Raw genomic sequence first — 7927 nt, 5'->3', positions numbered from 1 at the left:
CGTGAAAATATTTCATAGGTAAAAGAAGCATGACAATTTATGACAAATCCACGTTTTTTGTAATAAACACAGTAATTTATGAAATGAAAAGGATTACGTTTAAGAAAAACTAGTTTTTTTCATTTATTTTTACCATACATCTATAATTAAGAAAGTGTTAAGGTATATTTTTCTCTATGAAAAGTTTTTCAGATACATAAAAAAGGAAGATTAAATGAGAATTTAATAGCGTTTCTATTAAAATTACAACTGTGATTTAAAAGTGCTTGACATTGCATGTGAAATCACTTACTTTTAGTGTGTAAAAATATTAAATGAAGGAGCTACATAATGAAAAAGAAAATTATTGCTGGTGGGATCGTGGTTGCATTTCTATGTCTAATTGGCTATACAGGCACGCGTTACGCAAATGAAATTATTTTGTGGGGTGGAGAGACAGATATCGATACAATCAATGAGAATCTGACACAGCTTGACCATACGTTGACAGATAAAGAGCAAACGATTACAGATCTTACCGCTCAACTAGCACAAAAAGAACAGACATTGCAAGATTCAAAGGCAGATGTCCAAGAATACCAAACAAAAGTAAATGAATTAGAAAACCAAAAAAATCAATCGGCAGCAGAAAAACAAAACTTAGAAAGTCAATTAGTCAGCAAGGATGCACAACTACAAAGCAAACAAAATGAAATCAATGCGAAACTAGACGAAATCAACCAAAAAAATGATGAAATCAATCGTTTGAATGCAGACTGGACTGCAAGACTACAAGAAGCACAAGCAAAACTTTCAGAATTACAAAATACTGTAAATGGTTTGAACCAACAAATCGCAACACTGACACAAGAAAAAGCAAATTTAGAAACTCAGTTAGCAGATACGCAAAAAAAATTAGACGAAGCAACTGCTGAAAACACAAGTTTGAAACAATATATTCAAAAGTTAGAAAAAGCAAAAGGCGAAGTGGAAGATACAGCTGATAAATCTCAACAAATCGTTGAAGAACATTTGAGTAAATAATCTTTTACGATAAGTAACCCTTGATCAGCAATGCGGCGACAGCAATTTATGCTGTTGCCGCTTTTTTGTTAATAAGTGGTCCTTCATCGTTGTAAGAAAAGTTATATGTTCTTTAAGAAAAATAGCTGGATAAAAAATCGCAAGATAAAGAGTGTTTCCTCTTTACAAAAGGGAATGTATGTTCGTATAATAGTAATGAGGTGAAGGCAATGGAGAAAAAATATGGAACAGTAGATAAGATCCGTACGTTGCAGATCAGCGCCAGACCACTGATTCGTTTTAGCTTAAATGAGGTCAATTGTTTGATTGCTTCCCATAGTTTGAACTTCCTAGCTGAAGTAGACGAAGGGATGAAACTAGTTGTTACAGGATATTACAATAATAGAAAACAATTCGTTGTGAGATCTTATCATGTGTTAGGAAAACCAAAAATTGTGGTAGAATATGAGAAAAGTCTATACCCAAGAAAAAAGGTTCAATAAGATGAAAGAATGAACGAGAAAAAGAAAAGCGGCTGAGACAAAAATGTCCTAGCCGCTTGTTTTGAAAGAAAAATGCAGATGATGGGACTCGAACCCACACGAGCTAACGCTCACATGACCCTCAATCATGCTTGTCTGCCAATTCCAACACATCTGCCTGATATAAAACTACAGACCTACTAATAGAAAGTGGCATGTCTGCCGTTCCATCACGTCTGCATAAATAATAACACAATAATGATAGCGAGGTTTTACATAGTTGTCAAGCTCAAAAAGTGGGAGGTCTTATGAAGATGGAGAAATATGACGGAGAATTTTCAGGACTGGGGATGATTCTAGGCATATTGATTGGCCTTGCATTTGGTCGTTTTCTATTTGGGTTGATGCTGGGAATTATTTGTGGGGTTGCAATGGATTGGGCAGCAAATCTATGGAATGACTATCATGACCAGTAAGTTCTCAGCGCTTCTCAGCGTTTTTCTGATACTTATGTTTTTCCTAAATAAGTGGCAAATTTTTCTAGGATGGAGTATGATATTGAAATAGTAAATAACAAAAAATTTGGAAAGTTCTAACTTTTTGAAATGAGGGATTGGCTAAGTGATGAGAGAATTTGAAAAATCCAACAAATTAGAAGGTGTTAGTTACGACGTTCGCGGTCCGGTTCTAGAAGAAGCAGAGCGGATGCAAGAAGAGGGCATCAGTATTTTAAAATTGAATACAGGAAATCCCGCACCTTTTGGATTCGAGGCACCAAACGAAGTCATTCGTGATTTGATCATGAATGCTCGTGATTCGGAAGGCTACTCAGACTCCAAGGGAATTTTTTCTGCTAGAAAAGCAATTGAGCAATATTGCCAACTGAAACATTTTCCGAATGTGACGATCAATGATATCTATACCGGAAACGGAGTCAGCGAGCTGATCACGATGTGTATGCAAGGGTTGCTAGACAATGGAGATGAAGTACTGGTTCCAATGCCGGACTATCCGTTGTGGACTGCCTCGATTGCTTTAGCTGGAGGTACACCTGTTCATTATATTTGCGATGAAGAGGCAGAATGGTATCCTGATATTGATGATATCAAATCAAAAATAACGAGTCGGACAAAAGCGATCGTCATCATTAATCCTAATAATCCTACTGGGGCACTTTATCCAAAAGAATTATTAGAAGAAATCGTTGAAGTAGCCCGACAAAACAACCTGATTATTTATTCTGATGAAATCTATGACCGCTTAGTGATGGATGGCCTAGAACATATTCCGATTGCTACATTAGCGCCTGATTTGTTCGTTGTTACGCTGAACGGTCTATCCAAGTCTCATCGTGTAGCAGGCTTTCGAGTCGGCTGGATGGTCCTAAGCGGAGATAAATCACACGTCAAAGGCTATATAGAAGGGCTGAATATGTTGTCTTCCATGCGTTTGTGTTCCAACGTCTTGTCTCAGCAAATCATCCAAACGGCGCTAGGCGGTTATCAAAGTGTTGATGAGCTGCTCCTGCCAGGCGGAAGGATCTATGAGCAAAGAGAATATATCTATAATGCAATCAATGATATTCCTGGTCTTTCAGCTGTAAAACCAAAAGCTGCTTTTTATATATTCCCTAAAATCGATACAAAACGATTCAATATTTTGGATGATGAAAAATTCGTCTTGGATTTTTTACATGAACATCATATTCTGCTCGTACACGGTGGCGGATTCAATTGGAACCAGCCAGATCATTTTCGGATCGTCTATCTTCCTAAAATGGATGATTTGAAACAAACGGCTAAGAAAATGAGAGAATTTTTAGCGACATATCGACAAAAGTGACTTTAAAAAAAGCAAATTTTCCAGCAAGAGAGCCACAGACAAATATACTGAGGCTCTCTTTCTAATGGGGATCTCTTAAATAACTAAAGTCATATTATTTAGTTGCAAGTCTTTTCTTGAAGTTTGCGACTTCCTAAAGTAAAATACGGATAGAATGCGAATACGCATATTTTGGGGAGGATACTTATGGAAACGTTAATCGAGTCCTTTGGCACGATCATTAAAGAGATTCGAAAAGAACAAAAAATGACGCAAAAGATGCTTTCGCAAGATATTTGTTCACAAAGTGTACTAAGCCGGATCGAAAATAATGAGGAACTGCCGAATGTATTGGTGATGATGCAGATTTGTCAACGGCTAGGAGTAACGATTGATCATGTGATGAATCTCTCTCGAAAAACTACTCGGACAAACGATAAATTATTTGAACTGTTGGATAGTTGTTTCCAAAAACGTGATTATCGCAAGTTAGAACAAGTACTAAAATCTTCTGATATTTCTGAGAATCTGTATCAAGCAGCTGACTTTCAACGATATTATTATTATCTCGGTGTTTGTGAATTCACGTTGCGTCAAAATATTTCTCAGTCTCTTTATTATTTAAAAGAAGCATTAAGCTACTCTAGCCAAAAAGAAAGAATCCATGTCTCTGACACAGAAATACAACTGATTAGTTGTATCGGAAAAATATATGGTGTGGCAGGAAAAACTGCTGAAGCCCGCTACTATTTGAGTCGAAGCATCCAACTGCTGCATCAATCAGCTGATGAACGATCAAAAAGTGAATTTTCGCAAATTTTTTATAATTATGGAAATTTCTTATTCCATCAAAATGAAATTGATGAAGCACTAGAGCAGGTGAACCAAGGAATCTATTGGGCTCAAGAGAAAAATAGTTACTATTATCTCAATGATTTATTTGTGCTTAAGAGCTTGATATATAAGCGTAAAGAAGAACCAGATAGAGCAGCATTTTATGAAGGATTGGCACAAGCTGTGAAACAAATTTCAAAAAATCTATAAATGGTGTAGACCATTCTTGACTTCTTCTCTAAATAAGAGTACTTTAGAGGTAGAAAAACAAAGGGAGAGAATAGAATGAGAACTTTTATCTATGCTGACAAATTCTTTTTAGCGTCAGGCGTCAAAAATGCAGGCTATCTTGAAATTACCGATGGGCTTTTTGGTGAATACACCAAAGAACTACCTGAGGGAGAAGTCAACATCATTGACCAAAGCGGCAAATGGATTGCTCCTGGTTTGGTAGATACACATATTCACGGCTATATGAATCATGATGTAATGGACAACGATGCAGAAGGTATCAAAGTGATGTCTGAAGGTCTATTATCTTGTGGAGTGACTTCATTTTTACCAACAACATTGACGTCAAGCAAAGAACGTTTAAGAGATGTAGCTGAGACAATCGGAAAAATGTATCAGGAAGCACCAGGAGCTAAAATCAAAGGAATCTATTTTGAAGGTCCTTTCTTCACAGAAGAACACAAAGGGGCACAAAACCCAAGTTATTTCGGTGATCCTGATTTGGATACTTTCCATGAATGGCAAGAAGCTTCAGGCGGTTTGATCAAAAAAATTGCTTTAGCACCGGAACGTCAAGGCGTAGAAGAGTTTGTCAAACAAGTGACTGAAGAAGGAGTAGTTGTTTCTTTGGGGCACAGTAACGCTACGCTAGAAGAAGCGCAAAAAGCTGTTGAAGCAGGTGCCAGCGTGTTTGTCCATGCTTTCAATGGGATGCGCGGATTGAATCATCGCGAACCAGGTATGGTGGGTGCGTTATTATCTTTAGAACATGTCTTTTCTGAATTGATTTGTGACGGACATCATGTACATCCAAATGCGGCAGGAATCCTAATGGAAAAAGCAGGACATGAGCATGTCGCTTTAATTACAGACTGTATGATGGCCGGTGGGATGCCTGATGGAAATTACAATTTAGGTGAATTTCCGGTAGTAGTAAAAGAAGGAACGGCACGTTTGGAATCTGGCAACTTAGCTGGAAGTATCTTGAAATTGAAAGAAGCAATTAAGAATGTCGTGGATTGGGGACTAGCAACACCAGAACAAGCAGTCATGATGGCTAGTCTGATTCCAGCAATCAGCTGTAAAATCGATGACACATGTGGAAAAATCGCTCAAGGACGCGACGCAGACTTTATCGTATTGAACCCTGATATGACATTGGAAGCAACTTATCTAGATGGTGTGGAACGTTTCCACGCATAATATAATCCAAGATAACCTTAAAACGAAACTTCTCAAGTTTGGTTTTAAGGTTTTTTTGTGTTCTAACGAATATCACTTTACATAAGTTTTAAAAGTTTCTTTAATTCCTTATTGTTCAATATTTAACAATATAAAGATAAAATAAAAAATGTTAATACGTATTAGCTAAATAAAAGTATTTTGTATTGTGAATAAATGAACATTAATAGGAGGGAAAAGATGAATTTATTTGATATTTTCCGATCGACTTTGACAGATATGTCGATTGTTAGTGCAATCACTTCAACAGTTTTTATTATATTATTAGGGTTTATTTGTAGAAAAAAGGAAATTTTTTCTGAATCTGTTGGAAAAATCCTATCGAAAGTTGTTTTAACAGTGGCTCTGCCAGCACTTGCATTTCGAGCTTTCATGCAAGATATCAATACAGAACTATTAATGCAAGGAATCAATGTCTTGATTTGGGGGTTAGTGATTTATATTATTCTTATTCTAGTTTCAAGACCTTTTTTCTTAAGTTATAAAGGGGATAAGCAATCAACGTTGCGTGTCCTGACAATCTTTGGTTCTACGACCTTTTTCGGGACACCGATCGTCAGTGCGATTTATGGACCGGTCGGCGTGATGTATTCCTCGATTTTCAACATTGGTTATCGGATCTTTTTGTATTCTTATGGATACATAAAAATGAGTGGCTTGAAGATGGAAGCCAAAAATATCAAAGCGATGTTCGTTAATCCAATCATCATCGCTACTTTTGCCGGCCTTTTCATTTGGCTGTTCCAAGGATATCTTCCACAAGTGTCAGTTACAGGTGCAGAAGGAGAGATAAGCCAAGTAGCGTTTTTGCGAATTGACCAGACAGCACCTTGGCTATTTCAGCCAATGGATTATTTAGCTGGTTTAAGTTCGCCATTGGCATGGCTAGCAATCGGCGCAACATTAGGTGAAGTAAGTTTCAAAAAAGCTGCTTCTGAAAAAACATCATGGTATTACAGTTTAGTCAAAGTGGTATTTGTGCCTGCGTTGAATATCGTGATTTTAGCAGTTTTGACGGCAACAAATATTCTACCGGTCAATTTTGAAGCACTGGCAACGATTGTTATCATGATGGCTACACCAGCCGCAACTGTGGCAGCAGCCTATGCTATCAGTTTTGATAGGGAGGCACTTTTAGCCTCTAATGCATCCTTACTGTCAACTATTTTTGCTGTAGTACTGACACCTGTATGGATCGTTGTATTGCAAATGATTCACGGCATAGGTTTGTTTTGATAGGAAATGGAGGAGGAAAGTATGAGAATCGCATGTTATGGTGTTCGTCCGAATGAGATCGATTTTTTTGAGCAATTGAATATTTACCATTATGAACTGAGTCTTTATGAAGAACTACTGACGCATGACAATATTGAATCAGCTAAGGACCATGATGCTGTCCTGCTGAGAGGAAATTGTATAGCAGATGAGATCAATCTTGCAAAAATGCAGAAATATGGGATTCGCTATGTTTTTACCCGGACTGTGGGAGTCAATCATATCAATCTACAAGCGGTAGCTGATTTTGGTATGACAGTAGCCCGTGTACCATCATATTCGCCAAATGTTATAGCAGAATTATCTTTGACTTTTGCCATGATGCTTTTGAGAAATACAGCGTATACAACGATCCGAACATCTTTCAAAGATTTTCGAGTGGATGAACAAATGTTTAGCCGTGAAATCAGAAATTGCACAGTAGGTATCATAGGAACAGGCAGAATAGGATTGACGGAAGCGGTTTTGTTTAAGGGGCTAGGAGCCAAAGTAATCGGTTATGATATCCATCAGACAGAAGCTGCTAAAAAAGTATTGACGTTTCACTCACTCGAAGAATTGTTAGCAAAAAGCGATATCGTCAGTATCCATGTACCTCATATCCCAGGTGAAAACGATCAAATGATCAATGAAGGATTTTTGGCTCAAATGAAAAGAGGCAGTATCTTGATCAATACAGCTCGTGGAGAGCTTCAAGATAATGAAGCTATTTTAAGAGCTTTGAAAAGCAATCATTTAGCTGGTTTTGCAACCGATGTTTTTGCAAATGAAACAGATGTCTTTTTCCGATCTTTCAAGCCATGGGAGACGATTCCAGATCCTGCTATCCAGCAACTAGTAGAATTGTACCCTAGAGTTCTTATAACCCCTCATGTAGGTTCAAATACAGATGAGGCATTGTCAAATATGATTTCGACAAGCTTCGAGAACTTCCGCGAAATAATCGAAACTGGAAAAACGAAAAATGAGGTATCTCTTCCTAAAGCGCGTCAATTAAAGTAAAGAAACATGGGCACTCATCACTAATATGTTTAAAAATA

The 7927-nt window shown here is 37.4% G+C and carries 8 protein-coding genes and 1 tRNA gene; 8 read left to right on the top strand and 1 reads right to left on the bottom strand.

Features of this window, described 5'->3' with window-relative positions:
• The first annotated feature begins 330 nt into the window (after positions 1–330).
• Complete coding sequence (locus ESP02_RS12350; protein ID WP_002374352.1) at positions 331–1023, top strand: hypothetical protein; 693 nt, start codon at positions 331–333, stop codon at positions 1021–1023.
• Positions 1024–1232: 209 nt separating this feature from the next.
• Complete coding sequence (locus ESP02_RS12345; RefSeq protein WP_002374356.1) at positions 1233–1505, top strand: hypothetical protein; 273 nt, start codon at positions 1233–1235, stop codon at positions 1503–1505.
• Positions 1506–1578: 73 nt separating this feature from the next.
• Here ESP02_RS12345 and ESP02_RS12335 read toward each other — a convergent pair.
• Positions 1579–1662 (bottom strand) — tRNA-Leu (locus ESP02_RS12335).
• A 136-nt stretch (positions 1663–1798) separates the two neighbouring features.
• Here ESP02_RS12335 and ESP02_RS13370 point away from each other — a divergent pair.
• The 6 genes from ESP02_RS13370 (at position 1799) to ESP02_RS12310 (ending at position 7889) form a co-directional block, all read left to right on the top strand.
• Complete coding sequence (locus ESP02_RS13370; RefSeq protein ID WP_033795750.1) at positions 1799–1960, top strand: hypothetical protein; 162 nt, start codon at positions 1799–1801, stop codon at positions 1958–1960.
• 148 nt (positions 1961–2108) lie between these two features.
• The gene (locus ESP02_RS12330) at positions 2109–3326 is read left to right on the top strand and encodes a pyridoxal phosphate-dependent aminotransferase (protein ID WP_002303757.1); all 1218 of its coding nucleotides are present in this window, start codon (positions 2109–2111) and stop codon (positions 3324–3326) included.
• 186 nt (positions 3327–3512) lie between these two features.
• Positions 3513–4349, top strand: a complete 837-nt coding sequence (locus ESP02_RS12325) for a helix-turn-helix domain-containing protein (protein ID WP_002374360.1) — start codon at positions 3513–3515, stop codon at positions 4347–4349.
• A gap of 75 nt (positions 4350–4424) precedes the next feature.
• A complete protein-coding gene (gene nagA / locus ESP02_RS12320) occupies positions 4425–5573 on the top strand; it encodes an N-acetylglucosamine-6-phosphate deacetylase (protein ID WP_002374363.1) in 1149 nt (382 codons plus the stop codon).
• A gap of 219 nt (positions 5574–5792) precedes the next feature.
• Positions 5793–6848 (top strand): AEC family transporter, encoded by a 1056-nt coding sequence (locus ESP02_RS12315; protein WP_025478486.1) that lies wholly within the window; start codon positions 5793–5795, stop codon positions 6846–6848.
• Positions 6849–6869: 21 nt separating this feature from the next.
• Positions 6870–7889 (top strand): 2-hydroxyacid dehydrogenase, encoded by a 1020-nt coding sequence (locus ESP02_RS12310; protein ID WP_025478487.1) that lies wholly within the window; start codon positions 6870–6872, stop codon positions 7887–7889.
• Positions 7890–7927: the final 38 nt, after the last annotated feature.

The organism is Enterococcus sp. NBRC 3427 (assembly GCF_007996925.1).
In the GTDB taxonomy this organism is placed as follows: domain Bacteria; phylum Bacillota; class Bacilli; order Lactobacillales; family Enterococcaceae; genus Enterococcus_B; species Enterococcus_B lactis.
This window is presented reverse-complemented; position numbering and strand designations above follow the sequence as displayed.

What these genes read in the sequence shown, in the direction of transcription:
- ESP02_RS12310 (WP_025478487.1), top strand. Translation starts at nt 6,870, where the DNA reads ATGAGAATCGCATGTTATGGTGTTCGTCCGAATGAGATCGATTTTTTT.
- ESP02_RS12330 (WP_002303757.1), top strand. Translation starts at nt 2,109, where the DNA reads ATGAGAGAATTTGAAAAATCCAACAAATTAGAAGGTGTTAGTTACGAC.
- ESP02_RS13370 (WP_033795750.1), top strand. Translation starts at nt 1,799, where the DNA reads ATGGAGAAATATGACGGAGAATTTTCAGGACTGGGGATGATTCTAGGC.
- ESP02_RS12315 (WP_025478486.1), top strand. Translation starts at nt 5,793, where the DNA reads ATGAATTTATTTGATATTTTCCGATCGACTTTGACAGATATGTCGATT.
- ESP02_RS12350 (WP_002374352.1), top strand. Translation starts at nt 331, where the DNA reads ATGAAAAAGAAAATTATTGCTGGTGGGATCGTGGTTGCATTTCTATGT.
- ESP02_RS12345 (WP_002374356.1), top strand. Translation starts at nt 1,233, where the DNA reads ATGGAGAAAAAATATGGAACAGTAGATAAGATCCGTACGTTGCAGATC.
- ESP02_RS12325 (WP_002374360.1), top strand. Translation starts at nt 3,513, where the DNA reads ATGGAAACGTTAATCGAGTCCTTTGGCACGATCATTAAAGAGATTCGA.
- nagA (WP_002374363.1), top strand. Translation starts at nt 4,425, where the DNA reads ATGAGAACTTTTATCTATGCTGACAAATTCTTTTTAGCGTCAGGCGTC.